22 protein-coding genes are annotated in these 25,939 nt (G+C 71.7%); 11 read left to right on the top strand and 11 right to left on the bottom strand.

The window, feature by feature from the left end; genetic code table 11:
- Window position 1 precedes the first annotated feature (1 nt).
- Window positions 2-1,291 (bottom strand): GAF domain-containing protein, encoded by a 1,290-nt coding sequence (locus tag ACZ7NC_RS18660; protein WP_471489549.1) that lies wholly within the window; start codon window positions 1,289-1,291, stop codon window positions 2-4.
- 273 nt (window positions 1,292-1,564) lie between these two features.
- The gene (locus ACZ7NC_RS18655) at window positions 1,565-3,199 is read right to left on the bottom strand and encodes an acyl-CoA dehydrogenase family protein (protein WP_471489547.1); all 1,635 of its coding nucleotides are present in this window, start codon (window positions 3,197-3,199) and stop codon (window positions 1,565-1,567) included.
- 138 nt (window positions 3,200-3,337) lie between these two features.
- On the opposite strand from ACZ7NC_RS18655, the gene ACZ7NC_RS18650 reads away from it, so the two are divergent.
- A complete protein-coding gene (locus ACZ7NC_RS18650) occupies window positions 3,338-4,480 on the top strand; it encodes a YihY/virulence factor BrkB family protein (protein WP_471489545.1) in 1,143 nt (380 codons plus the stop codon).
- Between the two features lie 40 nt (window positions 4,481-4,520).
- Here the strand turns inward: ACZ7NC_RS18650 and ACZ7NC_RS18645 are convergent, their stop codons facing one another.
- Entirely contained in the window at window positions 4,521-5,372 is an 852-nt protein-coding gene (locus tag ACZ7NC_RS18645; protein ID WP_471489543.1) for an NmrA family NAD(P)-binding protein, read from the bottom strand.
- Between the two features lie 80 nt (window positions 5,373-5,452).
- Here ACZ7NC_RS18645 and ACZ7NC_RS18640 point away from each other — a divergent pair, with 80 nt between their 5' ends.
- Window positions 5,453-6,394 carry an AraC family transcriptional regulator gene (locus ACZ7NC_RS18640; protein WP_471489541.1) on the top strand — a complete coding sequence of 314 codons (942 nt, stop codon included), beginning with the start codon at window positions 5,453-5,455 and terminating at the stop codon, window positions 6,392-6,394.
- Between the two features lie 27 nt (window positions 6,395-6,421).
- On the top strand, window positions 6,422-7,114 hold the full coding sequence (locus ACZ7NC_RS18635) for a helix-turn-helix domain-containing protein (RefSeq protein ID WP_471489540.1): 693 nt from the start codon (window positions 6,422-6,424) through the stop codon (window positions 7,112-7,114).
- Here the strand turns inward: ACZ7NC_RS18635 and ACZ7NC_RS18630 are convergent.
- Both ACZ7NC_RS18630 and ACZ7NC_RS18625 read right to left on the bottom strand, forming a co-directional pair.
- Entirely contained in the window at window positions 7,091-7,498 is a 408-nt protein-coding gene (locus ACZ7NC_RS18630) for a VOC family protein (RefSeq protein WP_471489538.1), read from the bottom strand. The two genes, ACZ7NC_RS18635 and ACZ7NC_RS18630, sit on opposite strands and share 24 nt — an antisense overlap.
- Window positions 7,499-7,596: 98 nt before the next feature.
- Window positions 7,597-8,229 (bottom strand): VOC family protein, encoded by a 633-nt coding sequence (locus ACZ7NC_RS18625; RefSeq protein WP_471489536.1) that lies wholly within the window; start codon window positions 8,227-8,229, stop codon window positions 7,597-7,599.
- 126 nt (window positions 8,230-8,355) lie between these two features.
- Here ACZ7NC_RS18625 and ACZ7NC_RS18620 point away from each other — a divergent pair, with 126 nt between their 5' ends.
- The gene (locus ACZ7NC_RS18620; protein ID WP_471489534.1) at window positions 8,356-9,009 is read left to right on the top strand and encodes a ThuA domain-containing protein; all 654 of its coding nucleotides are present in this window, start codon (window positions 8,356-8,358) and stop codon (window positions 9,007-9,009) included.
- A gap of 28 nt (window positions 9,010-9,037) precedes the next feature.
- On the opposite strand, the gene ACZ7NC_RS18615 is transcribed toward ACZ7NC_RS18620, so the two are convergent.
- Both ACZ7NC_RS18615 and ACZ7NC_RS18610 read right to left on the bottom strand, forming a co-directional pair.
- Window positions 9,038-10,186, bottom strand: a complete 1,149-nt coding sequence (locus ACZ7NC_RS18615) for a ferritin-like domain-containing protein (protein WP_471489533.1) — start codon at window positions 10,184-10,186, stop codon at window positions 9,038-9,040.
- A 176-nt stretch (window positions 10,187-10,362) separates the two neighbouring features.
- Window positions 10,363-11,418 carry a LacI family DNA-binding transcriptional regulator gene (locus tag ACZ7NC_RS18610; protein WP_471489531.1) on the bottom strand — a complete coding sequence of 352 codons (1,056 nt, stop codon included), beginning with the start codon at window positions 11,416-11,418 and terminating at the stop codon, window positions 10,363-10,365.
- A gap of 261 nt (window positions 11,419-11,679) precedes the next feature.
- Here ACZ7NC_RS18610 and ACZ7NC_RS18605 point away from each other — a divergent pair, with 261 nt between their 5' ends.
- Window positions 11,680-13,254 carry a carboxylesterase/lipase family protein gene (locus ACZ7NC_RS18605; RefSeq protein WP_471489530.1) on the top strand — a complete coding sequence of 525 codons (1,575 nt, stop codon included), beginning with the start codon at window positions 11,680-11,682 and terminating at the stop codon, window positions 13,252-13,254.
- Window positions 13,255-13,286: 32 nt separating this feature from the next.
- Here ACZ7NC_RS18605 and mmuM read toward each other — a convergent pair whose 3' ends face one another.
- Together mmuM and ACZ7NC_RS18595 are read right to left on the bottom strand one after the other, a co-directional pair.
- On the bottom strand, window positions 13,287-14,201 hold the full coding sequence (mmuM, locus tag ACZ7NC_RS18600) for a homocysteine S-methyltransferase (protein ID WP_471489529.1): 915 nt from the start codon (window positions 14,199-14,201) through the stop codon (window positions 13,287-13,289).
- Window positions 14,202-14,250: 49 nt separating this feature from the next.
- Window positions 14,251-16,350 carry an autotransporter gene (locus tag ACZ7NC_RS18595; protein ID WP_471489527.1) on the bottom strand — a complete coding sequence of 700 codons (2,100 nt, stop codon included), beginning with the start codon at window positions 16,348-16,350 and terminating at the stop codon, window positions 14,251-14,253.
- Between the two features lie 188 nt (window positions 16,351-16,538).
- Between ACZ7NC_RS18595 and ACZ7NC_RS18590 the strand changes: the two genes are divergently transcribed.
- Window positions 16,539-17,642: a glycoside hydrolase family 43 protein gene (locus tag ACZ7NC_RS18590; protein ID WP_471489525.1), complete on the top strand. Its 1,104-nt coding sequence runs from the start codon at window positions 16,539-16,541 to the stop codon at window positions 17,640-17,642.
- 1 nt (window position 17,643) lies between these two features.
- A complete protein-coding gene (locus ACZ7NC_RS18585; RefSeq protein WP_471489523.1) occupies window positions 17,644-19,056 on the top strand; it encodes an RICIN domain-containing protein in 1,413 nt (470 codons plus the stop codon).
- A 7-nt stretch (window positions 19,057-19,063) separates the two neighbouring features.
- Here the strand turns inward: ACZ7NC_RS18585 and ACZ7NC_RS18580 are convergent, their stop codons facing one another.
- Window positions 19,064-20,728 (bottom strand): rhamnogalacturonan lyase B N-terminal domain-containing protein, encoded by a 1,665-nt coding sequence (locus tag ACZ7NC_RS18580; protein ID WP_471489521.1) that lies wholly within the window; start codon window positions 20,726-20,728, stop codon window positions 19,064-19,066.
- A 186-nt stretch (window positions 20,729-20,914) separates the two neighbouring features.
- Between ACZ7NC_RS18580 and ACZ7NC_RS18575 the strand changes: the two genes are divergently transcribed.
- The 4 genes from ACZ7NC_RS18575 (at window position 20,915) to ACZ7NC_RS18560 (ending at window position 25,185) form a co-directional block, all read left to right on the top strand.
- Window positions 20,915-21,940 (top strand): rhamnogalacturonan acetylesterase, encoded by a 1,026-nt coding sequence (locus ACZ7NC_RS18575; protein WP_471489520.1) that lies wholly within the window; start codon window positions 20,915-20,917, stop codon window positions 21,938-21,940.
- A gap of 69 nt (window positions 21,941-22,009) precedes the next feature.
- On the top strand, window positions 22,010-23,698 hold the full coding sequence (locus ACZ7NC_RS18570; RefSeq protein ID WP_471489518.1) for a DUF2264 domain-containing protein: 1,689 nt from the start codon (window positions 22,010-22,012) through the stop codon (window positions 23,696-23,698).
- Window positions 23,699-23,903: 205 nt separating this feature from the next.
- Window positions 23,904-24,686, top strand: coding sequence for an isocitrate lyase/PEP mutase family protein (locus ACZ7NC_RS18565; protein ID WP_471489516.1), 783 nt, complete (start codon window positions 23,904-23,906; stop codon window positions 24,684-24,686).
- Between the two features lie 73 nt (window positions 24,687-24,759).
- Window positions 24,760-25,185, top strand: a complete 426-nt coding sequence (locus ACZ7NC_RS18560; RefSeq protein WP_471489514.1) for an NUDIX hydrolase — start codon at window positions 24,760-24,762, stop codon at window positions 25,183-25,185.
- Here ACZ7NC_RS18560 and ACZ7NC_RS18555 read toward each other — a convergent pair.
- Entirely contained in the window at window positions 25,172-25,903 is a 732-nt protein-coding gene (locus ACZ7NC_RS18555; protein WP_471489512.1) for a hypothetical protein, read from the bottom strand. The two genes, ACZ7NC_RS18560 and ACZ7NC_RS18555, sit on opposite strands and share 14 nt — an antisense overlap.
- Between the last annotated feature and the right edge of the window lie 36 nt (window positions 25,904-25,939).

Here is a 25,939-nt window from a genome sequence, read left to right as displayed (position 1 = left end):
ATCAGGGCATTCCAGGCGAGATTCGACCCCGTGCCACCGCGGGCGCCGTCGAGTGCGGCAGCAGATCGCGCGGGTCGTCCGGCAGCAGCACCTCGACCTCCGCGTCCTCACGGAAACGGTACGGCCGGTGCTCCAGGAAGGCCCCGAGATAGCGCCGTACCCGCGACATCTCGGCGCGCACCGTCACCGTACGGCCCGGGTCGCCGAACATGTCCTCGGCCAGCCCCGCCGCGCTGCGGCCCGCCGGGTGCAGGGCCAGCAGATAGACCAACTCGGCGTGCCTTGGGCTCAGTTCATGACTCCAGTTGCCCGCGCCGCCGGACACCGTCACCGACCAGCGGCGCGGCTGCGTCAGATCCAGCGAGATCCGGGTGGCCCCGGTCGGCACCGGTTCGTCGGCGGCCCGCAGCAGCCAGCCGCCCGCCAGCGGCTCCACCGAGCACGGCCCCAGCGTCGGCAGCCGTCGCCGCCCCGGCGCCAACGCCTTGGGCAGCGCGACCCGGTTCGTGTACGGCATCCCGGTCACCGCGGCCGTCCAGCCGTCCCGGTCCACCACCAGCGCCCATCCGGTCAGCCGCGCCAGCACCGGAGCCGCCACCGCGCGCAGCCGCTCCAGCGAGTTCAGATGCAGCTCCCGCAGCCGGGCCTCGGCGAGCTTGGCCACCGAGTCGACCCAGGCGAGCGTGGTCGGGTGCATGGTCTCCAGCGGCCCGCTGACATCGACCACACCGAGCAGCCGGCCGTCCCGCGGATCCGTGATGGGGGCGCCCGAGCAGGTCCAGGAGGTCTGTGAGCGCTGGAAGTGCTCGGAGGCGAAGACCTGTACGGGCCGGCGCACCACGACCGGGGTGCCGATGCCGTTCGTGCCGACGACGTCCTCCCGCCAGTCGGCGCCGAGTTCGAGCCCGAGGCTGTCGGCCTTGCGCAGCACGGAGGAGTTGCCCTCCCGCCACAGCACCCGGCCCTCGTCGTCGGCGACGACCATGATGTGGTGGGCGACGTCGGCGACCGACAGCAGCCCCTCGCGTAGCACCGGCAGCACATGTCTGAGCGCGGTGGTCTCCCGGCGCCGCTGCACCTCCTCGCGGGACAGCAGCCCCGACCGGATGTCGTGGTCAGGGTCGACACCGCTGCGCAGCATCCGCTCCCACGACCGCTCGATCACCGGGCGCGGCGCGACGGGCGCGCGCTGTCCGGAAAGTGCGGCGGCGCGGACCTCGCTGAGTACCCGCGCCGCCCGCGCCGAGTCCACGGTGGCCAACTGCGTCACGTCCGTCGGAGAGAGCGTCAAAGGTCCTCCCGGGGGAAGCGGTCTCATCCTGACTGTGTGTCTCATCTCTGCGCGTCCGATGGTGCCTGTCTCATAGTGCCGCCCCGCCGCTCGCGGTGGGACACAGTCCGCACACAGCCGCCGACAAGTTGCAACCCCTTGCAACCCTGGTGGACCGCCTTGGCCTGATTGAGACTTGAGCAACGCCGTCCCGAGCGGCGTTCGTGGCCTCGAACGGGCCGAGCGCGGGGGTGGTGCCGTGTCGGCGCAGCACCACTCCCGTCTCCCGTCGTCTCAGGCCTCCGGCCTCGACCGATCCACCAGCGACGCCAGGTTCAGGGTGGACGGCAGGGTCCCGAAGGCCGCACCCCCGTCGCCGCCCAGCCGGGACGCGCAGAACGCGTCAGCCACCTCCGGTGGCGCGAACCTGACGAGCAGCGAGCCCTGAAGCACCAGCGCGAGCCGCTCGGTCAGGCGCCGGGCGCGCGCCTCGATGCCGTCCAGATCGGCCAGTTCCGTCAACAGCCCCTTGATCGCCGCGTCCAGCCGGTGATCGGCACCGCGTGCCAGGCCGACCTCCCGCAGATACGCGTCGAGCGCGGCGGGCTCCCGCTGCAACACCCGCAGCACGTCCAGCGCCTGGACGTTGCCCGCGCCCTCCCAGATCGAGTTCAGCGGCGACTCGCGCACCAGCCGGGGCATCCCGGACTCCTCGACGTACCCGTTGCCGCCCAGGCACTCGGCCGCCTCGACCGTCACCGGCGTACACCGCTTGGTCACCCAGTACTTGGCGGCCGGCACCGCGATCCGCAGCAGCGCCCGCTCCTGCTCGCCGCCGTCGTCGTAGGCCGCCGCGAGCCGCAGCGCGAGCGTGGTCGCCGCCTCCGACTCGACGGCCAGATCGGCCAGCACGTTGCGCATGAGCGGCTTGTCGACGAGCTTGCCGCCGAACGCCTCCCGATGGGAGCAGTGATGGATCGCCTGGGCCACGGCCTGCCGCATCAGCCCCGCCGAGCCGAGCACACAGTCGAGCCGGGTCGCCGCCACCATCTCGATGATGGTGCGCACCCCGCGTCCCTCCTCACCGACCCGGCGCGCCCACGTCCCGTCGAACTCGACCTCGGCGGACGCGTTCGACCGGTTGCCCAGCTTGTCCTTCAGACGCTGGATCAGAAAGACGTTGCGGCTGCCGTCCTCCAGCACCCGCGGCACGAGGAAACAGGTGAGCCCTTCCGCTGCCTGCGCCAGCACCAGGAAACCGTCCGACATGGGTGCCGAGCAGAACCACTTGTGCCCGGTCAGCTCGTACGTCCCGGCCTCGGCGAGCGGAACGGCGGCCGTCGTGCCCGCCCGGACGTCGCTGCCGCCCTGCTTCTCGGTCATGCCCATACCGAACAGGGCCCCGGGTTTCTGCTCGGCGGGCCGCAGCTGAGGGTCGTAGATCACGGACGTCAGCCGCGGCTCCCACTCGGCGGCCAGGTCGGGATCGGTGCGCAGCGCGGGGACCGCCGCGTGGGTCATGGACAGCGGGCAGCCGTTGCCCGCCTCGACCTGCGTCCACAGCATGAAGGACGCCGCCCGCCGCACATGCCCGCCCGGCCGCCCCCAGGCCGCGGTCAGGCCCGCCGAGACGCCCTTGCCGAGCAGCCGGTACCAGGACGGATGGAAGTCGACCTCGTCGACGCGGTGGCCGTAGCGGTCGTGCGTACGCAGTCGCGGTGGGTTCTCGTTCGCCAGTACCCCCCATTCCTGCACCTGCGCCGACCCACAGGTCCGTCCGAAGGCGGCCAGTTCCTCGCGGACCTCGTCCAGCAGTTCCGGGTCGAGGTGACGCTCGACGGCCGAGGTCAGGGCCCGGTCGGCGGTGTAGACGTCGTATCCGACCAGGGGCGGGGGCTGGTTGGTCACCGTGTGTGTGCTGCCTGCCATGCCTGTGAACCTATCCCTGCGGTGGGCGGAGGATTCCACCCTGACACGGCGGCCGCGCGGGGGGACCGGGCAGGTGGCGCCGGGTGGGCATCGGGCGCCGCGATGAGTGTCGCCCCGTACGGCGGATACCTTTAGGTCGTGCAGCCAGCAAGTGAACCGTCCCCCCAGCAGCCCTCCGGGCGTCTCCACCGGGCGCGTGCCCTCTACCGGAACGTCTCGAAGCGCAGGACCGCCTGGCTGTTGCTCAAGGACACCGTCAACTCGTGCATCGAGTACCGCATCCTCGGCCTCGCCGCCGAAGCCGCGTTCTTCACGCTGCTGTCCGTGCCCCCGCTCCTCCTCAGCCTCATCGGCCTCCTCGGTTACGTCGACGACTGGACCGGCACCGACACCATCAACAGCCTGGAGACCAACCTCCTGGAGGCCTCGCGCACCGTCCTGTCCGACAAGGGCGTGCGCCAGATCGCCCAGCCGATCCTGGACGACGTGATGAACGGCGGCCGCCCCGACGTGATCTCCGTCGGCTTCCTGTTCGCCCTGTGGTCGGGGTCGCGCGCGGTGAACGTCTTCATAGACACCATCACCGTGATGTACGGCCTCGACGGCGTCCGGGGCATCGTCAGGACCCGGCTGGTGGCGTTCCTGCTGTTCATCGCCGCGCTGCTGATCGGCTCGGTGGCGCTGCCGCTGATGGTGGCGGGGCCGGACGCGGTGGTGCGGATCGTGCCGTGGTCGGAGACCTTGGTGCAGGTCCTGTACTGGCCGGTCGTGATCGTCCTGTCGATCGCGTTCCTGACCACGCTGTACCACGTGTCCGTGCCGGTCCGCTCACCCTGGATCGAGGACGTGCCCGGCGCGCTCGTCGCCCTCGGCATGTGGGTGCTGGGCAGCTTCCTGCTGCGCATCTACCTGACGAACACGATCGAGGGCGCGACGATCTACGGCTCCCTCGCCGCCGCGGTCGCCGTGCTGCTGTGGATCGGTGTGTCCGCGTTCGCCGTGCTCGTCGGGGCCGCGGTCAACGCGGCGATCGACCGGGTCTGGCCGGCCGCCGCGACGGCCGCGGCCCGCGCCGCGAACGAGCGGTTGCGCGAGGCCCAGGTCGCCGAGTACGTGGCCCGCGCCGCCGCGGGCCGCGAGCCGGACCCGGACGACCCGGACATGCCGTCGGAGTTCCCCGAGCGCTGGTCGCGCTTCCTGCCGCCGGAGGACGTGACATCGAGGCTGCGGACCCATGTGAAGAGCACGCACCATCACCCGCACAAGCCGGAGGACTCCTAGAGCCTGCCAGTCGTCTGGATCAGGGCGGCGGCGCGCTCGTTCACGCCTTCCACACCCCCGCCGCCGCGGCCTCCCGCACGAAGTCGGTGAAGTCGCGCGGCTCACGGCCCAGCACCTGGCGGACGTCGTCCGTGACATGCGCGTTGCGGCCGTCCATGAGGGTCTCGAAGACCTCCATCAGGAGCTCGACCTCCTCGGGCGGAACCCCGAACCCGGCCAGGGCCTCGCCGTACGAACGGGTCGGGACCGGTGTGTATGTGATCGTGCCGCCCGTCGCCGCGGAGATCTCCGCGACCGCCTCCCGCCACGACAGCAGCCGCGGCCCGGTCAGCTCCAGTGTCCGCCCCACATGACGGTCCCCGGACGTCAGCACCGCCGTCACCACGTCCGCGATGTCCCGCACGTCGACGAACGGCTCCTTCACCTCACCCGCGGGGAAGACCAGCTCCCCGTGGACCATCCCCTCCACCAGCGGCCCCTCGCTGAAGTTCTGGGCGAACCACGTGGCCCGTACGACCGTCCAGTCCGCACCGGACGACTTCAGCGCCTCCTCGGTCGGCAGCGCCTGGTCCTCGCCGCGCGCCGAGAGCAGCACCAGCCGCCGCACCCCGAGCCCGACCGCCTCCCTGGCGAGCGCGCCGACGCCCTCGGCCGCCGCCGGTGAGCCGACGTCGGACGGGTACATCAGGTACGCCGCGTCCGCGCCGCGCAGGGTCTGGGCCCACGTCGTCGGGTCCTCCCAGTCGAAGCCCTGCGCCCGCGACGCGGCCCGTACCGTGAGCCCCGCCGCGCGCGCCGCTTCCGCCACCCGGCTCCCGGTACGACCCGAGGCACCGGTCACCACTACCGTCATCGCTCGCGTGTTCGCCGTTTCGGCTGCGTTCTGCGTCATGCCTCCAGTCAACGGCCGCGCGCCCCAACAGCCCATCGCTGAACGGCTCATTCCCATGTGCGGGCGTCTACGCTGGCGACATGGACGCCCTTGCAGGACTGCTGGAGGGTCCACGTGCGCGTGGCGCCTTCATGATCCGCGCGTGTTTCGAGCCGCCGTGGTCCATCCGCGTCGAGGACCGGGCGCCGCTGACGGTCATGGTCATGGTCCGCGGCGAGGCCTGGGTGATCCCGGACCGGGGAGAACGGCTCCGGCTGCGCCCCGGCGACCTCGCCATCGCCCGCGGCCCCGACCCGTACGTCTGCGCGGACGACCCCGGCACGACGCCCCAGGCCCTGATCCTGCCGGGCGCCGAGTGCCGCTACCCCGACGGGCGCTCCCTGAACGGCTCGATGGACCTCGGCGTGCGCACCTGGGGCGACCGGCCCGACGGCTCGGCGGTGATGCTGATCGGCACGTATCTGTGGGAGGGCGAGATCAGCGGGCGGCTGCTGAAGGCGCTGCCGCCGCTGCTGTCCCTCACGGCCGACGTGTGGGACTGCCCGCTCACCCCGTACCTGATGGAGGAGATCGTCCGCGACGAACCCGGCCAGGAGGTCGTCCTGGACCGGCTGCTCGACCTGCTGGTCATCGCCGCGCTGAGGGCCTGGTTCTCCCGCCCGGAGGCGGCGGCGCCGGCCTGGTACGCGGCGCTGGCCGACCCCGTGGTCGGCCGGGTGCTGCGGCTCATCCAGGACGACCCGGCACACCCGTGGACGGTCGCGACGCTGGCCGCCAAGGCGGGGGTGTCGCGGGCCGCGCTGGCTCGCCGGTTCACCGAGCTGGTGGGGGAGCCGCCGATGACGTACCTCACGCAGTGGCGGATGGCGCTCGCGGCGGACGCGCTGCGCGACACCGACGACACGCTCGAGGCGATTTCCCGGCGGGTGGGCTATGGGAGCGCGTTCGCTCTGTCCAGCGCGTTCAAGCGGGTGTACGGGGTGAGTCCGCAGGAACATCGGGGGCGGGCGGTGATGGCGTAGTACCACGGGGCGCCTACGCTGGCGTATGTGTACGAGGAGAGGGCGTCTCGGCTCTCGGGTGCCGTCGTCTGGACGAACACGCCGTCCGATACGAGTGCCGGACGCGTCCTGCCCGACGGGTGCATGGATCTGCTCTGGAACGACGGGCGGCTGCTCGTCGCCGGGCCCGACACACGGGCGTACGTCACCGAGGGCGAGCGCAGCAGCTGGGCGGGCGTCCGGTTCTTTCCCGGGACCGCGCCCGGATTCCTGGGCGTTCCCGCGCACGAGGTGCGGGACCTGCGTGTCGACCTCGCCGATCTGTGGCCGGTCTCGGAGGTACGGCGGCTGTGCGGTCGTATCGAGGCCGCCGACGATCCCGTGAGTGTTCTCGAAGACGTGGCCGTGGAGTGTGCCGTCGGCGCGGAGCCGCCCGATCCGGTGCTACGACAGGTGGTCGCCGCCCTCGACTCGGGGCGCTCCGTCGCCGCCACCGCCGACGAACTCGGGCTCGGCGCCCGTCAGTTGCACCGCCGGTGCCTGACCGCCTTCGGCTACGGTCCCAAGACGCTGGCCCGCATCCTGCGGCTGCAACGCGCGCTCACCCTGGCGCGGGGCGGTGTCGGCTTCGCGGACACGGCTGTGCGTGCCGGGTTCGCCGATCAGGCCCATCTGGCCCGGGACGTCAGGGAGTTGGCGGGACTGCCGCTCGGCGAGCTACTCGGCCGGCGCGGCGGCTAGCGGCGCGAACAGGTCGACGCCGGTTCCGTCCGGGTCGTGCACGGTGGCGTACCGCTGGCCCCAGAAGGCGTCCCATGGCTTGAGTTCACCGTGGTGACCGGCGTCCACCAGCTCCCCGTACACCCTGTCCACCTCGCCCGGATCCGCGCACCGCAGTGCGAGACCGGTCCGGCTGCCGCCCGTGGGCGGTCGCCATCCCGGATGGAAGGACCGCACGGTCTGCTCGGTGTCGAGCAACAGGCGCAGTCCGCCGGGAAGTTCGGCCTCGGCGTGCGGCTCGTTCTCGGCGCCGTCCGGGAAGGCGAAGCCGAGGCGGCGGTAGAAGGCGACGGAGGCGGCCATGTCGGTGACGACGAGGCCGATGGCATCGAATCGTGGAGTCATGGGGCCAACGTAGGCAGCGGGGCGTCTGCCGGTCTTGAAGGAATCGGACACCTAGGGTCTGTCGTCCCGCGACGCCGGCATGATCCAAACGGCAGGCCCTAGTGAAAGGCCACCGGCCCCAGTGGGGTTTCCACCGTGAACGAGATCCCCACCGGGCCCGTCGTGAGGTGGAGGTCCGTGTCGAGTGCCGCCAGCAGGGGGCGGATCTCGTCGGGCTCGGGGGCGCTCGCGGACAGGGACAGCAGGGGTGTGGTGGGCAGGCCGGAGGCGGTGGGGTGGAGCGAGGTGCCCCAGTCGATGAGGAAGGGCACCAGCCCGGAGGGGTGGGCGTCGTCGCCGTCGGTGAGGCGCCACTGGAGCAGGGTGCCGTCCGGCTTGCGGCGGCTCATCGACTGCGCCGGGCCGGGGTCGTAGCCCTGGGCACGGGCGGTCGCGATGGCCGCGTCCAGGTCGGGCGGGCTGATCGCCCAGGTGACCGTGCGCGGGACGGTGAGGCCGTCGACCTCGAAGGGGCGCGGCCGGCCGGGCGCGGACTGCTCGGGATCGGGGCCGATGATCTCCAGATAGCGGGTGCCGCCCAGCGACACCAGGTGGTTACGGGTGCCGAGTCCGACGTGCACGCCGCCCGGGGCCGGGGACACACCGGTGCGCCGGGTGAAGTCGGCGACCGTGGCGGTCAGGTCCGGGGTCGCGAGGACGAGATGATCCAGGTGCGCGGGAATGGCGTTCATCGCAGCCGAGGCTACGCAGGGCGGACCGCGATATGGAACACCTGTGCGTCAGGCCGGTGTCGGGTCACTCGTCGTGGGGTACCTCCGCGCCGCCGGATCCCGCCCGGCTCACCTAGGCTCGCTCGCATGCCCGTACGACTCCTCGTCCACACCCGCACCACCGCCTACCGGCACCAATCCATCCCGGCCGGTGTCGAGGCCGTCCGCACCGTCGGTGACTTCGAGGTGGACCACACCGAGGATCCACGGGCCTTCGAGCAGCCCCTCGACGCCTACTCGGCCGTCGTCTTCCTCTCCACCAGCGGCGAGGTCCTCACCTCCGCCGGTCGCGAGCGTCTCGCCGCGTACGTCGAGTCGGGCGGCGGCTTCGTCGGGGTGCACGCGGCTGCCTGCACCGAGTACGACTGGCCGTACTACGGCGAACTGCTGGGCGCCCGGTTCGACCGGCACCCCGAGTACCAGCCGGGCAGGGCGATCGTCGAGGACCGCGACCACCCGGCCACCCGGCACCTTCCCGCCGTATGGGACTTCGTCGACGAGTGGTACGACTTCCGCACCAACCCCCGTGGCGCGGTACGCGTGTTGGCCCGCGCCGACGAGTCGTCGTACGAAGGGGGCGGCATGGGCGAGGACCATCCGCTGGTGTGGTGCCGAGCGCAGGGAGCCGGTCGTGTCTTCTACACGGCGCTCGGGCATGCCGCCGAGGCGTACGAGGACCCGGACTTCCGTGCCCATCTCCTCGGCGGGATCACCTGGGCGGCGAAGCCGGGACAGCCGTAGGCGAGACCGGGCGGCCCGCGACCGGTCCCTACGCGCCGCGCGGCCTGCGCATCGTGCGGAACTGGGGGCCGTAGGTGCTCCGGGTGCCGGGGATCGCGGTCTCCATCAGCTCCACGGCGGGTCGCTCCAGTCCGCGCATGGTGTGGATGCCCGCGCCCAGGCTGCGTGAGCCGCCCCCGGCCCAGGCCGCGTCGAGGGAGTCCAGCACCGTGCTGTACATGGCGTCGAAGCGGAACAGGAGCCCGCCGACGTGGTCCGACGTGTTGCGCCAGCCGCCGACCGGGACGGGGGCCATGGGGCGCACGTCGGGGAAGGGCACGGGCGGGCCGACGTATCTCCAGCCGTCGTCGGTCTCGCGCAGCTCACGGCCGTGGTAGATCTCGCCGAAGGCGTAGTAGTGCGCCGGACGGTCGTCGGAGAACGAGTCGGTCGGGGAACTGGCGGTGCCCTCGCCCTGCTCCCTGATGATCTCGATGACATGCTCGACGTCGTCGAGGTCGCGCACCGGCCGCAGTTCGTCGGTGTCGATCTGCTGGGTCACCTGACCGCGCGCCGACAGATCCGGCCGCACGGTCCGGAACACCCGCAGCATGCCCTCGTAGAACTCGCCGACGGTGGGGGAGGCCTGCGCGTTGCGGGCGAGCGACTCCTCGGGGGCCTCGATCGCCATCATCACATCACGCACGAAGGGCCTGGTGAGGCCCGACAGATAGACGGTCACCCCGGCACGCACACCGCCCGGCAGCGGTCCCGGGTAGACGGGCGCGGCGGCCTTGATCCGCGGCCTGCCGCCCACGGCCACCAGCAGGTTGCAGACGATGCCCAGGTGGTACATCTCGTCGCTGACGATGCGCCGGATCATCCGCGCGACCTCGGCGCGGTGGTCCCTCACCGACCACCAGCCACACAAGTACGGCGGGATGGTGGCCAGTTCGAGCCCCACGGCGACCTGCAGCGCCGACCTGAGCCAGGCGACCGAGCGACTGTCCTCGGGAACGGCCATCAGACGTGCGACCGACCCGAGTTCGGCCGTGGCGAGCGGCGCGCCGTCCGGCGCCGCTGCTGCCTGCGCGGGGCCGGCCACGGCGGCCGGCGCTCCCGCCGCCACCGCGGCCGACGCCAGAAAACTCCTGCGCCTGAACGGAGCAACCGCCGATTCGTCCGGCTCTTGGCTCATACCCGTCTACCTCGCCTCAGCTCATAGGGACGGCCCCGCCTCGGCTCGACGCACCGCACCCGGGACCCCTCCGACAGCTCGCGAAGCTAGCAGCGATCACCGCCGCCACCAGGGCACACGTGCCGAGCGGCGCATCGACCACCCTGTCGGTCCAACGTGGGCGGACCCGGTGGGGCTCAGCGAGGGAACCCGGCACGCGGTCCGGCCGTGCTCGACCGCTCCACCAACCGCGTCGACAACTCCGTCCGGGTGCTCTCCGGCCGGTCCCCGTCCATCATCCGCAACAGCAGCCGCAGGGCCGTCGCCGCCATCTCCGACAGCGGCTGGCGGACCGTGGTGAGGGCCGGGGAGATCCAGCGGGCCTCCGGCAGATCGTCGAAGCCCACGACGCTGATGTCGTCCGGCACACTCAATTCCCGTTCCGCCAGGGCCTCGTAGACCCCGAGGGCCATCCGGTCCGAGCAGACGAAGACAGCGGTCGGCGGTTCGGGCAGGTCGAGGAGCTCCAGCATCCGGCGGTGGGCGACCCCCTCGTCGAAGCCCGCGTGCCGGACATACTCGGGGCGCAGCCGCACCCCCGCCGAGGCGAGCGCCGAGCGGTACCCGGCCACCCTGGTGGCGCTGCACATCTTGCGCTGATGACCGGCGATCACGGCGATCCGCTCATGGCCAAGTGCCAGCAGATGCTCGGTCGCCGTCACCCCGCCGTGCCAGTTCGCAGCGCCCACCGACACCACACCGGGCGGCGGTTCCAGCACCGGGTCGATCATGACGAACGGGATGCGGTGCTGTTCCAGCCACGAGTACTGCGACGCCGTCAGCTCGGCCAGGTTGAACAACACCCCCGAGGAGCCGCGTGCGATGAGCTTGTCCAGCCAGCCCCGTTCCGGACGGCCGCCGCGGGTGCGGGTCAGCCCGGCGGAGACCACCACCTCCAGGCCCGCGTCGTGGGCCGCCTCCTCCACCCCGTGCAGCACCGCGCCCGACCAGGAGGTGTCCAGCGCATGCACCACGAGGTCGACCAGGCCAGGTGTCTTCGCCGCGTCGAAGCGCGGTCTGCGGACATAGCCGAGCCGGTCCAGCGCCTCGGTGACCCGGCGGCGGGTCTCGGGAGCCACGTCCTCCCGGCCGTTGACCACCTTGGAGGCGGTCGGCACGGACACCCCGGCCTCGCGGGCCACGACCGCGAGGGTAGGCCCGGCAGCCACGCTCACACCGCCCGTACGGACCATCGGGAACCACCTCTCCGGCCCGCCCGAGGGCCCTGAAAAGTTTCGACCAGCGCGAAAGCAGTAAGCGCTTCCTACCCTAGGTTCGCCGCGATGAGTCCGGAAGAGGCGGGATCGCGCCGGAGCTCAGGGGCAGCTGATGTACGCCAGGTGACCAGGTACGCCGAACAGCCCTCTCACTCGCTCGCGCACCGGAATATCGGGCCACAATGAGTTGCTCTGATCTTCACGGTGCATGAGCGCGGTGAGGAGGCTGGTGGACGTATGACGGCAGTCCAGGCAGACCCCGTTGTGAGCACGCCCTACGGTTCGGTACGGGGCCGGTACGAGCACGGCGTCGCGGTGTTCCGGGGCATTCCCTACGCGGCGCCCCCCTTCGGCCCGCTCCGGTTCCGGCCGCCCGTGCCGCCCGAACCCTGGGACGGGGTGCGCGATGCCGGGGCCTTCGGGCCGACCCCGCCGAAACCGCCGTACTCCGAGGCGTTCGCGCAGTATCTGTCCGACCCGGTCGTGCCCGGCGACGACTGTCTCAACCTCAATGTCTGGACCCCGGAGCCCGGTTCCGGCGCCCGGCTGCCGGTCATGGTGTGGCTGCACGGCGGCGCCCTGACCCGCGGCTCCTCCGGAGTGCCCGTGTACGACGGACGGACCTTCGCCCGCGACGGGGTCGTCCTCGTCTCGGTCAACTACCGGCTGGGCGTCGAGGGTTACGGCTACTTTCCGGACGCCCCCGCGAACGCCGGTCTGCGCGACCAGCTCGCCGCCCTGAAGTGGGTGCACGAGTCCATCGCGGCGTTCGGTGGCGACCCCGACGACATCACCCTGTTCGGCCAGTCCGCCGGCGCGATCAGCATCGGCGCGCTGCTCGCCGCCCCGCAGGCGCAGGGCCTGGTCAGGCGGGCGATCCTGCAGAGCGGGCCGCCCGAGGCCGCAGAGCGGGACAAGGTACGGCGGATGGTGCGCCGGATGGCGACCCGGCTGAAGATCCCCGCCACCGCCGCGGCCTTCGCCGAGATCGACCGTGAGCTGCTCCTGCGCACCCAGGCCGAGGTGGGCCGGCTCAGCAGCCCCGTGGTGGGCGGCCCCGCGTTCGGCATCGTCGTGGACGGCGACATCGTGCCCCGCGATCCCCTCCAGGCGCTGACCGAGGGTGACGTCGCGGCCGGCGTGGACCTGATGCTGGGCTGGACGCGCGACGAGTACCGGCTGTGGCTGGTGCCGGGCGGGCTGCTGGAACGCGTCGACCGGCTCGGCGCGGTCGCCCTGGCCGGCGCCATGGCCCGCTGCCACGTCGGCGCCGACGTGCCCCGCGGCTACCGCACCCTGCACCCGGAGGCCGGCACCGCCGAGATCGTCGGCCAGATGGTCACCGACCACCTGCTGCGCATCCCGCTGCACCGCCTCGCCGACGCCCACCCCGGCCCGTCGTACGTGTACGAGTTCGCCTGGCCCTCCGGCCTCCCCGACCTCGGCGCCTGCCACGCGCTGGAGCTCGGCTTCGTCTTCGACACCGGAGACGTCCCAGAGTCCCGCAAGCTGGCCGGCGAGGGCGCCCCGCAGGAGCTGGCGCAGGAGATGCACCGGGCCTGGGTGCGGTTCGCGCAGGAGGGCGACCCGGGGTGGCGGGCATGGGACGACTCGCATCCGGTACGGATCTTCGGCGACGGCGCCACCCGCACCGCGCACGGCCCGCGCGACGCCGAGCTCGCCCTGTGGACGGCTGCCGCCACCCGGCCGGAGTCCACCCCGGCCCTCGTCGACGGTGCGCCCGCCCGTGGTACCGAGCTGCGGTCGGTCGTACGGCGACTGCGGCTGCCCGGCACGGTGCGCCGGCAGTGACCGTCAGCCACCACATGGATGCCCGGCGGCCGCTACCGCAATGTCCGCGCGATGGACCCGATGCCGTCCGGACCCACCCGGCAGCACCCCCCGATCAGCCGCGCCCCCGACGCCCGCCAGCCCTGGACCTGCTCGGGAGTGAAGGTGGAGCTGCCGACCCAAGCACGCGCCTCGGCGTTCCAGGACTCGCCGCTGTTGGGGTAGACGACGACCGGTTTGCCGGTGACACGGGCGGCGATCTCCACGGCGCCCTCGACGTCCTGCGGCGCGCAGCAGTTCACGCCGACCGCGATCACCTCGTCGGCGTCGGCAGCCAGGGCGAACGCCTCCTCCAGCGGCTGCCCGGCGCGGGTGCGCTCCCCGGCGACGGTGTACGACAGCCAGGCCGGCACCCCGAGCCCGCGCACCGCCCGCAGCAGCGCCTCGGCCTCGTCGGCGTCCGGGACCGTCTCCAGCGCCAGCACGTCGGGACGGGCGCCGGCCAGCACCTCCAGACGGGGCCGGTGGAAGCGCTCCAGCTCGTCGACGCTCAGCCCGTACCGCCCCCGGTACTCGGACCCGTCCGCCGACATCGCCCCGTACGGTCCGACCGACGCGGCCACCCACAGCGGCCGGGTGACGCCCTCGGCCTGTGCCCGCCGTACCGCATCGCGCGCCAACTCCACGCTCAGGGCGAGGAGTTCGGCCGCCCGCTCGCGTCCGATGCCGCGCTTGGCGAAGCCCTCGAAGGTGGCCTGGTAGCTGGACGTGATCGCCACGTCCGCGCCCGCCTCGAAGTACCCGAGATGTGCCTCGGTGATCGCCTCCGGCCCCTCCGTGAGCAGCCGCGCCGACCACAGCTCGTCGCTCAGGTCGTGCCCGGCGGACTCGAGCTGGTTGGACATGCCGCCGTCGAGCACGACGGTCCCGGTGGCGAGGGCTTCCGCGAGGGTGGTGGTGCCGGTCATGGTGACGACGGTAGTCGAGGCGGGAGCCACCCGCCGGGGCGGCTCGGGCCTACCCCGCGTGCCGCCCGCCCCGCCCTCGCCCTCGCGAACGCCCCCGCTTCGTGGCCGGCACCACGAGCCCCAGGAGCAGCCCGGCGGCCAGGACGTACGGCCACCAGCCGAGCCCGTTGCTCGCGGCGCCGGCGGAGCGGGCGCCGGGGGAGGCCATCGGGTCGGCTGCCGTGCGAGGGGAGCCGGGGGAGGGGCTCGTGGTGACGGCGGTCAGGACCACGTCGTTGCCGTCGCCGCCCCGGTAGGAGATGCGGTAGGTGGTGTCGTCGAGCTGGAGCTTCCTGCCCTCGGTGAGGCCGGTGAAGGTGCCCGTCGTCCTCGCCCGGCCCCGGTGGTCGAGGACCGTGATCCTCCGGGCGGGTGCCCTCGCCTCGGCGCTGGACGCGAGGTCCAGGTCGCCGGCCAGACGGACCGCGCCCGTCACCTTCAACGGGCCGTCGCGCAGGACCAGTTCGCCCTTCGCCGACTGCGTGTAGTCGCCGGAGACGGTCAGGCCGCCCGCGACCACGCCGTCGTTCGTCACCGCGCCCTTCACGGTGCCCTTGCCGGACAGGGTCGTCGCCACGCGCAGTCCCGAAGTGCCCGCGTCCAGGCGGGAGTCGGTGGAGCCGAGCGTGATGGCCCGGCTGCGGGCAAGTGTGGCGCCGCCGCGCAGGGCCAGTGTGCCGCGCTTGATCGTCGTCCTGCCGGTGTACGTCACCGCCCTGCCGGTCAGCGTCGTCGTCGCGGACCCCGTCTGCGTGAGCGACCCGCTGCCGCCGATCCGGGACAGGACCAGCGGCCTGCGGACGTTGTTCAGCACCAACGAGCCGTTGTTCACGACCTCGCAGAGCGCGCCCCGCGTGTACAGCCCGCCGTCGCCGCCCGGCCTGCCGCTGCCCAGCCGCAGCACCGCGCCCTTGTCGACCGTCGTCGAGCCGTCGTAGTACTGCACGGCGGCGAAGGTGACGTCGTTGCCCCGCGTGCCCTTGATGACGATGTCGCCGGCGCCGGGAGCGGCGAGCGTGTCGTGGAACCTGCCGCCGCCGATGGGCGCGCCCAGCGTCACGGGACCGTTGTAGTCGAAGGTGAGCAGCGAACGGGAGCGTGCCGCCAGCAGGTTGATGTAGACGGTCTCGGCGGTCCCGGGCATGAAGATCTCGTTCGTCGTGCCGTCGCCCCACTGGACGTTCGCGCCCTTGACGTTGGTGCCGCGCTTGTTGACGTTCTTCCGCGCGGGCGTCCAGTTCAGGGCGGGGTCGCTGAGCGAGGGATCGGTGTCGCCGCCCTGGTCGGACCAGCTGTACTGGCCGGTGAGCACGACCTTGCTGCCGGGCCGGGACTGCACGTTGATGTCGCTGCCGTACTCGCGCTGGTAGAAGTCCATACCCATGGTGACGGTCCGCCCGAGCGGGGTGTCCACGGTCCATGTGCCCTGGTTGAGGACCTTGCGCGCGTTCGGCAGCGAGGTCGCGAACTCCGGCCGCCCGGCGTTCGCCTGGGTGCCGTTGTCGATCACCCCGGAGAAGGGGCCGGACGTGAGATCCCAGGTGCCCCACAGGAACCGCGGCTGGGTGATCAGCCCGGAGCCGCTGATCGTGCCCAGGTTGTAAGCGCTTTTCAGCGACAGCCGCAGGGTGCCGTCGACCCGGATGTTGTCCTGGTTGAGCCGGAACGCCGGGGTGTTGTACGGGAAGTGGCCGATCAGCCCGGTCGTACCGCCGTCGCCGTACTGCAGGGTCGCCCCGCGCTCGACCGTGATCGCGGGCGGGTCGGGGTCGGTCGTGGTGACGTACGGGTGGTTGCCGCCGAGGACGTTCACCTTCTGCCGCTGCCGGGACCTGGGCAGCGTGAAGTCGCTGTCCCTGGTCAGGATCAGGGTCCCGGTGCCGCGCACGGTGAGCGTGCCCTCGCCGCGCAGGACGCCGTCGTACCTCGTCGTCCCGCTCGGCACGGACACCACCGTGTCGCCGCCGAGCGTCACGTCCCGGCCCGCGAGAACGTCGGCGGTGACGTCTCGCGGGCCGGCGGCCACGGCGGGGGGAGCGGTGACGGTGAGGGCGGCGACCGCCGTGAGGGCGGCGAGGGCCGCTGCTGTCTGGTGGGTGAGGCTGCGCACGTTATGGGAGACCGCGCGGGAGGGGGGTCGATAACAAAAAATCGCGCATCGAGGGAAAGCGCTCTCTCGCGTCCCGTCGAACCCGTTGACCTCCCGGTGGCACACCCTTACCTTTTCGGCGTTCGTAATGACAGATCACGTCCGTCATTTCGAACGCTTCCCCCATGAGAACCCGAGAGGCAGTCCGTATGAGCCGCGAAGACGACCTGCCCGAAGCCCCCAGCCGCAGACTGCTGTTGAAGAGCGCCGCGGCCGCCGGCGCCCTGACCGCCGCCTCGGCCGTCCCCGGCCTCGCCCACGCCGCACCCCCGAGGACGGCCACCTTCGTGAACCCCCTGGTCCAGCAGCGCGCCGACCCCCACATCCACCGCCACACCGACGGCCGCTACTACTTCACGGCCACCGCCCCCGAGTACGACCGCATCGTCCTGCGCCGCTCCCGCACCCTCAACGGCCTGTCCACGGCGGCCGAGTCGGTCATCTGGCGGGCCCATCCCACCGGCGACATGGGTGCGCACATCTGGGCGCCGGAGCTCCACCGCATCGGCGGCAAGTGGTACGTCTACTTCGCGGCCGCGCCCACCGAGGACGTCTGGCGCATCCGCATCTGGGTCCTGGAGAACGCCCACCCCGACCCGTTCAAGGGCACCTGGGTGGAGAAGGGCCGGATCAGGACCGCCTGGGAGACCTTCTCCCTCGACGCCACCACCTTCAGCCACCGGGGCACCCGCTACCTCTGCTGGGCGCAGCACGAACCCGGGATGGACAACAACACCGGCCTGTTCCTGTCCGAGATGGCGAACCCATGGACCTTGACGGGGGATCAGATCCGGCTGTCCACACCGGAGTACGACTGGGAGTGCGTCGGATACAAGGTCAACGAGGGCCCCTACGCCCTCAAGCGCAACGGCCGGATCTTCCTCACCTACTCGGCCTCCGCCACCGACCACCACTACTGCGTGGGCATGCTCACCGCCGACGCCGACAGCGATCTCATGGACCCGGCCGCCTGGTCCAAATCGCCGAACCCGGTGTTCACGAGCAACGACACCACCCAGCAGTACGGCCCCGGCCACAACTGCTTCACCGTCGCCGAGGACGGCCGCACCGACGTTCTCGTCTACCACGCCCGCCAGTACAAGGAGATCACCGGCGACCCCCTGAACGACCCCAACCGTCACACGCGCGTCCAGCGGTTCGGCTGGAACCCGGACGGCACCCCGGACTTCGGCACACCCGTGGCAGACACGGCGGCGGACACGACCGCCGTGACCGTGAAGGAGAGTTCGTGAGATGAGACGTGTGTACGCGGCTCTGTTCGCCCTCTGTCTGGCCCTGGCGGGCGCCCTGGCCACCGCGGGACCCGCGCAGGCGGCCCCGGGGACCATCACCACCGGCACCCAGTTCACCGACACCTCGGGCAACCCCGTGCACGCCCACGGCGGCGGTGTCCTCAAGGTCGGCTCGTACTACTACTGGTTCGGCGAGCACCGCAACGCCGACAACACCTTCCGGTACGTGGACGCCTACCGCTCCACCGACCTGAAGAACTGGGAGTTCAGGAACCACGTCCTGACCCAGGCCGGCGCCGCCGAGCTGGCCACCGCCAACATCGAGCGCCCGAAGGTCATGTACAACGCCGCCACCGGCAAGTTCGTGATGTGGATGCACAAGGAGAACGGCACCGACTACAGCGAGGCCCGAGCCGCCGTCGCCGTCTCCGACACCGTGGACGGCAACTACACCTGGCAGGGCAGCTTCCGCCCGCTCGGCGCGCACATGTCCCGCGACATCACGGTCTTCGTCGACACCGACGGCACCGGCTACATGATCTCCGCCGCCCGCGAGAACTACGACCTGCAGATCTACCGCCTGACCAGCGACTACACGGGCATCGCCGCCCTGGTCGCGGACCCCTGGCACGGCGGCCACCGCGAGGCGCCCGCCCTGTTCAAGCGGAACGGCGTCTACTTCATGCTGACCTCGGGCGCCACCGGCTGGAGCCCCAACCAGCAGCAGTACGCCACCGCCACGAACATCGCCGGCCCCTGGACCGCGATGACGAACATCGGCGACTCCACGACCTACGGCTCACAGACCGCGTACGTCCTTCCCGTGCAGGGCACTTCGACCACGTCGTACCTCTACCTGGGCGACCGCTGGGGCAACTCCTTCGGCGGCACCGTCAACGACTCCCGCTACGTCTGGCTGCCGCTGGCCTTCCCGTCGTCGACCTCGATGTCGATGACCTGGTCCCCGGAGGTCACCATCGACACCGCCACCGGCTCGATCAGCGGCACCAGCGCCACGTACAACACGCTCGTCGCGCGGCACAGCGGGAGGTGCGCCGATGTCACCAGCCAGTCGCAGTGGCCGGCCGCCCAGCTCAAGCAGTACGACTGCAACGGCGGCACCAACCAGAAGTACTGGTTCAAGTCCGTCGGCGGCGGCTACTACCAGCTGATGACCCGGCACAGCTCCCTGTGCGTCCAGGAGAACGCGAACACGGTGACGCAGCAGAACTGCGACTCCTCAGCCGCCGGCCAGCAGTGGTCGCTCACCACCAGCGGCTCCTACGTCAACGTCGTCTCCCGCGCGACCGGCGAGTGCCTGGACGTGAACGGCGCGTCCACCGCCAACTCCGCCGCGATCATCACCTACACCTGCAACGGCGGAACCAACCAGCAGTGGACACGCGGGACATGAGATGCCGTCAGACGAGCAGGTCGATCGCGTCGATCGCCGTGCCCGCGCTGAGATAGCCGGTCGTCCCCGAACCGCTCACCACGTCGATCCTCAGCACGTTGTACTGGCCGGTGTCCGTCTTCCAGGCGGACGCCGGCACGCTGTAGGTGAACGTGTGGTTGTTGCCCCGGTAGGAGCCGTTGGTCAGCGACCGGGTGCCCGGCTGGGCCGGCGGGGAGGGGATGGCCGACGTCCAGGTGTCGTTGACGGTCACCTGGGGGCGACCGTTGGCGTACGCCGTCGTCACCCCGATCCGCAGGGTGTGCGCGGCCGCCGCCTGGGCCGCGGTCAGCCGGAAGTACACCAGGATCCCGCTGTTGACGTCCTTCCAGAGGTAGCAGGGGAAGGACGCCGTCTCGTTGTTGCCGATGACCACGTTGCCCGTCCAGGCGGCGGCGCGGACGTCGGAGGGGTGGGCGTACGTCATCAGGTCGGCGTTCTTGAAGCCGCCCGGTGTGCCGTTCCAGTCGCCGATCCGCCAGATCGCGCTCGCGTTGCCCGGGTCGTTCGAGGACGGTACGGCGATCGTGTTGAGCGTGGTCGTGCCACCGGCCGTGACCGTCACCGACTGCGTGTACACGGCGAGTTCGCCCTTGAAGACGGTCAGGGTGTACGTCCCCGGCAGCACACCCCCGATCGAGAAGTAGCCGTCCGAGGACCGTGCCGAACCCCAGTACTGCGCCGCCGAGTTGGCGAGGCCGACCGTGTACGGGTATGCCGTGTTCCGCCCGGAGATCCCGACCCCGGCCACCTTGCCGCGCCCGCTCGCGCCGACGTACCCGGAGATGCCGAGCGAGTCCGCCCACGAGGTGGTGAGGGTGCCCGGGAACAGCGAGGAGGAGGGCGCCGCGCCGTCCGTGAGGGCGATGACGTACGGGCCCTGGAGGCCGAAGCGCTGGGCCTCGGTCTGGTTCTGGCCGTAGTACAGGATCTCGTACAGGCCACCGCCGTCCGCGCTCTGGTGACGCAGCAGCGAGCGGTAGAACGGGCCGCCGGACGCCTTCTCGTGGTTGCTGCGCACGACCCACAGCCCGACGCCGCCGCCGCTCCAGCCGATGTAGTCGTAGTCCATCACCCGGAGCCTGGAGTAGTGCTTCGAGCGGGTCTGCCCGTCGGACTTCGCGAAGACGTCCGAGGCCTCGACGGTGCTGGTCGTGTACGTGTAGGAGTCGGGCTGGTCGTTGAGGAACAGGCCCTTTCGCACGCGCAGGATGTAGCGGGTCGCGGAGACGGACGTGTCGGCCTTGTTGGTCCACAGGTAGATGTTGTTCTCGCCGCTGCGGGCCGCGTAGTAGTGCCGCAGCGTGCCGTACGCCACCGAGATCAGGATCGTCGAACCCGACTGCCTGATGGACACGGTGGAGCTGCCGAGGCCGGACTCGATGTGCGAGTTCATACCGCCGTAGCCCTGGTACTCCGTGCCGCGGTAGACCAGCGAGGTCAGATCGCCGTTGGCCTTGCTGACCTTGAAGACGAGGCCGGCGCCGGTGTCGACGACATGGTTCGAGCCGTCGTCGCTCCAGCCGAAGGCCGCGGCGCGCGCCGTGCCGGCGAGGGCCGCGGTGCCGGCGGCGGCCGTGGCGCCGAGGACGAAGGTGCGGCGGCGAACGGATCTGCCGTGGGATCCGGACATGGGGGTGCCTCCTTCGGAGTGGGGGTGCGGGTGTGGTGCAGGGTGACAGTTGAATCGATTTCGCGAAAGGGCTTACGCGGGCTTGGGCTGCGTAGTTCACGAAACTGGTCCGACTATCTAGAAAGCGCTTGTCGAAACGGGTACGGTCCAGGCGCACGCCGGGTCCAGCCGAGCGAGGAGTCGCGTATGAGACGTTTCAGCATCGCCGTACTGATGGCGGCCACCCTGGGCACCGCGCTGACAGCGGTACCGGCCCAGGCCCGGGCGCACGGCAACTGCACCTCCACCGGCTGCCACTTCGACGTCCCGCCCGGCACCTACGACGTCAAGGTCCTCCTGGGCGGCGAGGCGGCGTCGCGCACCGGCGTCACCGGCGAGACCCGCCGCGCCCTGCTCCCCGAGACGCCCGTCCCGGCCGGTGAGCGCGTCGCCCGTAGCTTCACGGTGGACGTCCGCACTCCGGAGGGCGAGCCGACGGGCGCCGCGGGCTCCCCGGGCCTGGACCTGCAACTCGGGGGCGCCGCCCCCGCCTTGGCCGATATCAAGGTCACCCCGGCCCCGCACACCCGCCAGATCTTCCTCGTCGGCGACTCCACGGTCTGCGACCAGCCCGGCGACCCGTACTCCGGCTGGGGCCAGCAGCTGCCGCAATACCTCCGCAAGGGCCTGTCCGTCGCCAACTACGCCGACTCCGGCGAGAGTACGGTGACGTATCTGGGCAACCCGCAGCTCTGGGCCACCGTCGCGCCACGGATCCGCCCCGGCGACCTGGTCCTGATCCAGCTCGCCCACAACGACAAGACAACCGACGAGGCGACCTACCGGGCGAACCTGGAGACACTGGTGGCGGGCGTCCGCGAGAAAGGCGGTGAGCCGGTGCTGGTCACCCCGATCGTGCGCCGCTGGTTCAACGCCGACGGCACGCTCGACAACAACACCGCCCTGCTCGTGAACGGCCTGGGCGTGGACCACCCCGCGGTCGTCCGCTCGGTCGCCGCCGCCCAGGGCGTCCCCCTGATCGACCTGACGGCGAAGACCAAGGCCCTGGTGGAGTCGCTCGGCGTCGAGGCCTCCAAGGCGCTGTACCTCTACAACGAGAAGCGGGACAACACCCACACCTCGGTGCACGGCGCCACGGTGTACGCGACCCTGGTCCGCGACGAACTCGTCGCCCGGCATCTGGTGCCACAGGGCCTGGTGCGGGTGGGATGAACCCCTGGGGCGTCTCGACCGGAACCGGGGCGCCCCAGGTCTGAACCGAGCCGGCAAGAGAGAGACCCGATGGACCTGCCCCCGGACGACCGCACCCTCAGCCCCCGCACCGGCTACACCCGCGCCCACTGGGAGGCCGCGGCCGACGCCCTGCTCGCCGCCGTGGAGCCGTACGCCACCGAGGACCGCGCCCTCTACCACTTCCCCGGCGACCATGAGAGCTGGTCGGGCCGCCTCTCCGACGGCCTGGAGGGCTACGCCCGTACGCTCCTGCTGGCGGCGTTCCGCCGGGACGAGACGGCGCTGGAGCGCTACGCCGACGGACTCGCGGCGGGCCCGTACGGTGTCTGGCCCCGTATCGAGGATCGCGGCCAGCCGCTGGTCGAGGCCGCGTCGATCGCGCTCGCGCTGCGACTGACCCGGCCGCTGCTGTGGGACCGGCTGGACGACGCGGTACGGCAGCGGACGGCGGCGTGGCTCGGGGACGCGCTGACCGCCGAAGCCTGGCCCTGCAACTGGGAGTTGTTCCCGGTGACGGTGGGCGGCTTCCTCCAGGAGATCGGTTACGAGGCCGAGGAGTCCCGCAAGGCGATCGACCGGGGCCTGGAGCGCATCGAGGACTGGTACGTCGGCGACGGCTGGTACACCGACGGCGACGGCCGGAAGTACGACTACTACAACGGCTGGGCGATGCACCTGTACCCGGTGCTGCACGCCTGGCTGGCGCGGGACGAACGGCTCCTGGACCTGTACGGCGGCAGGCTCTCCCGCCATCTGGAGGACTACTCCCGGCTGTTCGGCGGCGACGGCGCCCCGATGCGCCAGGGCCGGTCACTGACGTACCGCTTCGCGACGACGGCCCCGCTGTGGCTGGGCGCGCTGACCGGGCGTACGCCCCTGTCGCCCGGCGAGACCAGGCGGCTGGCCTCCGGCGCGCTGAAGTACTTCCTGGAGCGCGGCGCCGTGGCTGCGAACGGCCTGCTCACCCTCGGCTGGCACGGCCCCGACGAGACGGTCCTGCAAGGCTATTCGGGCCCGGCGTCCCCGTACTGGGCGAGCAAGGCCTTCCTCGCCCTGCTCCTCCCGGCCGAACACGAGGTCTGGACGGCCGCCGAGGAGCCCGCCCCGGCCGAGCGAGGGGACGCGGTGACCGCCGTCGCGCCCCCCAACTGGCTGCTGCAGTCCACGAGTTCGGACGGTCTGGTCCGCCTGCACAACCACGGCAGCGAGGACGTCCGCTACGACCCGTACTACACACGCCTCGCCTACTCGACCGCGACGGCGCCCTCACCGTCGTACGACAACAGTGTGATCGTCGGCGACGATCCGGGCCGTACGGACATCGTGCCGCTGGGCGTGGGGGAGGGCTGGGCGGCCTCGCGGCACTCCGTCGGTGCCGGGGTCCGGGTCACCAGTGTGGTGCTCGCGCGCGGGGCCGTGGAGGTGCGGGCCCATCTGGTATCGGGGGCGGAGCCGGGGACGCCGGTGCGGATCACCGGGTGGGCCTGCCGGGACGGGGTGCGTGCCGAGCTGCGACCCGTCGTCGGCCTGAACCGCGAACTCTCCGGCGCCACCGGCGACGGAGCCACCCTCTTCGTCGCCCTCGCCCGCCTCACGGCCAACCCGGACCCCGCCCCGCTGGACGAGCTGGTGTCCGTACGCGTCGACGACGAGGGCGGGATCCGCGTCCGCTGGAGCGACGGGCATGAGGTCCGGGCGCGGTTGGCCGACGGGGAGGGCGTCAGCGTAGGAGCCTGAACAGCCGCGGGAGCCTGCTGCCGGCCGGCGCCGCGCCCGCGGTGGCGTACCAGGCGCCGGTCGCCGCCCCGGGATGGGAAGGTCGCCAACGACTGAGGAGCGGGCGCCGGATCACTTCGGCCGGGACCGAAGCGATCCGGGCCCAGCATTCCTGGTGGGACGGGGACCGTCCGGAAGACCGCCGCCGACGCCGTAGGAGACCACCGTGACCACCACCTTCGCCGAACTCCACCACGACGACGAGCTTCTCCTCCTGCCCAACGCCTGGGACCACGCCTCCGCGCGGGCCCTCGCCGCCGAGGGCTTCCCCGCGATCGGCACGACCAGCCTCGGTGTCGCGGCGGCCGCCGGGCTGCCCGACGGGGCCTCGGAAACCCGCGACGAGACCCTCCGCCTCGCCCTGGCCCTCGGCTCGGGACCGTACCTCCTCTCCGTCGACGCGGAGGACGGCTACAGCGACGACCCCGACGAGGTGGCGGAGTTCGCCCGGCAGCTCGTGGCCGTCGGAGCCGTCGGCGTCAACCTGGAGGACCGGCTCGGCCCACCCGCGCTGCACGCCGAGAAGATCGCCGCCGTCAAGGCCGCCGCACCGGGCCTCTTCGTCAACGCCCGCACCGACACATACTGGCTGGGCGGCGGGGAGTCGGACACCCGGGACCGGCTCGACGCCTACCAACGGGCGGGTGCCGACGGTGTGTTCGTGCCCGGGCTCACCGAACCCCGGGACATCGCCGCCCTGGTGAAGCAGCTCGACGTCCCCCTCAACGTCCTCTACACGCCGGCGGGCCCCACCGTCCCCCATCTCGCCGACCTCGGGGTCCGCCGCGTCAGCCTCGGCTCGCTGCTCTACCGGCGGGCGCTCGGCGCGGCGCTGGAGACGGTCGTGGCGATCCGGGAGGGACGGACGCCGGGCGGGGCCGCCCCGTCGTACGGGGACGTGGACGCGCTCAGCCGGGGGAGCGACGTGACTCACAGCGACGAGCCGTAGGTTCCTGTTAGCCTTGACTCTTTCCCGGGTATCAGACCCTTTGGACTCATCACCGGCGAGGGACCGAGGAACCATGGCCATGGACATCCCCGGCGACAGGCGACTGGCGGCCGCCGTCGTGATGGACGACAGTCAGCGGGTGCTTCTGGTGCGCCGCAGCGACAAGGAGCGGTTCCTGCCCCGGGTGTGGGGCGTTCCCTGCGGGAAGCTGGAGCCCGGTGAGAGTCCCGAGGACGGTGCGCTGCGCGAGCTGAAGGAAGAGACCGGCCTGCTCGGCGAGATCGTCCGCAAGGTCGGCGAGTCGTCCTTCCTCAGCGACTACCGCGGGCACGAGATCAAGAACTGGCAGGAGAACTTCCTGGTCAGGCCGTTGACCAGGGCGATCACCCTGCCCGAGCCCGATCAGGACTCCGCCTGGCTCGCGCGGGCCGAGCTGACCACCGTCGACATCGACGGGTACAACCTCGACATCGTCCAGCAGGCCTTCACAGAGTTCTGAGCCGCTCCGCCAGCGCCCGCAGCGCCTGAAGGTACTCCTCCACCGTCAGCGGCACCTTCGCCACCGCGCCCGGATGCGGGCCCGCCGCCGTGAACACATCGGTGTGGCGCCGCCGTTCGGCACCCGTCTCCAGGAACAGCGTCACCGTCGGCTCATCCGTGTCGCACCAGGCCCGGTGCAGGGTGTGCGCGGGCAGGGCGTACGAGCTGCCCGCCGCGTACTGCCCCACATGCGTCAGCCGCAGCCGCGCGGGACCGGCCGGTTTCAGCGTCCAGTCGGCCGAACGCTCGGCCAGCGACTCGGCGTAGCGCGCCGCCGCGATACCGTCGCCGCCCGCGTTGTCGACCTCGTACAGCTCCATGGCCAGCCGGCCCCGCACGACATGGGAGGCCAGCGGCGAACGGTGGTTGTGGATGTCCTCCTCGCCGATCGGACTCGCGCCCGGATGCCACACATGCGCGCGCAGCATCCGGCGCGGTCCGCCGTCGATCAGCAGCAGCTTGTCGAAGCCGAGGACATGCCGGTACGACAGCCGCGCGCACGCCTGTGGATCGCCCTCGCCGCAGGCGAGTTCGGTGACCAGCTCCAACAGCCGCTCGGGTGTGCCCAGTTCGGAGACCACTGAGCGCGCCGCGGCCACCAGCTCGTGCTCGGGCGGCTCACCGTCCAGCGATCCGGCCAGCAGCCGCCGTGCCGCCAGGACCTGCCGACCGCCCATGCACTCATCCTCCAACGCCCGCTCGTCACACCCGGC

The organism is Streptomyces sp. NPDC111802, assembly GCF_055634335.1.
Note: the sequence above shows the minus strand (reverse complement) of the source record. Positions and strands in the feature narration are given on the sequence as shown.

What these genes read in the sequence shown, in the direction of transcription:
- ACZ7NC_RS18625 (WP_471489536.1), bottom strand. Translation starts at nt 8,229, where the DNA reads ATGAACGCCATTCCCGCGCACCTGGATCATCTCGTCCTCGCGACCCCG.
- ACZ7NC_RS18605 (WP_471489530.1), top strand. Translation starts at nt 11,680, where the DNA reads ATGACGGCAGTCCAGGCAGACCCCGTTGTGAGCACGCCCTACGGTTCG.
- ACZ7NC_RS18645 (WP_471489543.1), bottom strand. Translation starts at nt 5,372, where the DNA reads ATGACGCAGAACGCAGCCGAAACGGCGAACACGCGAGCGATGACGGTA.
- ACZ7NC_RS18620 (WP_471489534.1), top strand. Translation starts at nt 8,356, where the DNA reads ATGCCCGTACGACTCCTCGTCCACACCCGCACCACCGCCTACCGGCAC.
- ACZ7NC_RS18580 (WP_471489521.1), bottom strand. Translation starts at nt 20,728, where the DNA reads ATGTCCGGATCCCACGGCAGATCCGTTCGCCGCCGCACCTTCGTCCTC.
- ACZ7NC_RS18630 (WP_471489538.1), bottom strand. Translation starts at nt 7,498, where the DNA reads ATGACTCCACGATTCGATGCCATCGGCCTCGTCGTCACCGACATGGCC.
- mmuM (WP_471489529.1), bottom strand. Translation starts at nt 14,201, where the DNA reads ATGACCGGCACCACCACCCTCGCGGAAGCCCTCGCCACCGGGACCGTC.
- ACZ7NC_RS18570 (WP_471489518.1), top strand. Translation starts at nt 22,010, where the DNA reads ATGGACCTGCCCCCGGACGACCGCACCCTCAGCCCCCGCACCGGCTAC.
- ACZ7NC_RS18585 (WP_471489523.1), top strand. Translation starts at nt 17,644, where the DNA reads ATGAGACGTGTGTACGCGGCTCTGTTCGCCCTCTGTCTGGCCCTGGCG.
- ACZ7NC_RS18555 (WP_471489512.1), bottom strand. Translation starts at nt 25,903, where the DNA reads ATGGGCGGTCGGCAGGTCCTGGCGGCACGGCGGCTGCTGGCCGGATCG.
- ACZ7NC_RS18640 (WP_471489541.1), top strand. Translation starts at nt 5,453, where the DNA reads ATGGACGCCCTTGCAGGACTGCTGGAGGGTCCACGTGCGCGTGGCGCC.
- ACZ7NC_RS18610 (WP_471489531.1), bottom strand. Translation starts at nt 11,418, where the DNA reads ATGGTCCGTACGGGCGGTGTGAGCGTGGCTGCCGGGCCTACCCTCGCG.
- ACZ7NC_RS18560 (WP_471489514.1), top strand. Translation starts at nt 24,760, where the DNA reads ATGGCCATGGACATCCCCGGCGACAGGCGACTGGCGGCCGCCGTCGTG.
- ACZ7NC_RS18590 (WP_471489525.1), top strand. Translation starts at nt 16,539, where the DNA reads ATGAGCCGCGAAGACGACCTGCCCGAAGCCCCCAGCCGCAGACTGCTG.
- ACZ7NC_RS18615 (WP_471489533.1), bottom strand. Translation starts at nt 10,186, where the DNA reads ATGAGCCAAGAGCCGGACGAATCGGCGGTTGCTCCGTTCAGGCGCAGG.
- ACZ7NC_RS18575 (WP_471489520.1), top strand. Translation starts at nt 20,915, where the DNA reads ATGAGACGTTTCAGCATCGCCGTACTGATGGCGGCCACCCTGGGCACC.
- ACZ7NC_RS18655 (WP_471489547.1), bottom strand. Translation starts at nt 3,199, where the DNA reads ATGGCAGGCAGCACACACACGGTGACCAACCAGCCCCCGCCCCTGGTC.